The sequence below is a fragment of the Dellaglioa sp. CoH-57-MRSF-22 genome, from assembly GCF_056781895.1.
The window spans coordinates 1-268 of sequence record NZ_JBXAXT010000224.1 but is presented as its reverse complement, the minus strand read 5'-3'; the positions used below and the strand labels follow the sequence as shown (position 1 = coordinate 268).

1 protein-coding gene is annotated in these 268 nt (G+C 57.8%); it reads left to right on the top strand.

Going from position 1 to position 268, the window contains the following annotated elements:
- The coding region (locus AC1RPR_RS08880) for a hypothetical protein (protein WP_481763583.1) at positions 1 to 268 on the top strand (268 nt) is incomplete at both ends.

The following is a 268-nucleotide window of genomic DNA, read 5'->3' as shown; positions in this document are numbered from 1 at the left end:
CATTAGCACTGCTAATAGCCGGATTCCGCGGGCACACCCTTGCCGAGGCGAATCTCACGCATTTCCTGACCCGGCTGCTCGGACTCCTGCGCGAGCATCATTTACAGCTTCCGCAAGAGACGGCTCTGCTGTTCAAAGTGCTCATGATCGCCCAGGGCGTCGCAACGAGGCTTGATCCGCAATTCGACATGATTCAAGCCATCAACCCGTTTGTCGAGCGATTCGCTCGACGCCAGTTCTCCCTGTCTGTTCTTGGGCGGCGATTGGC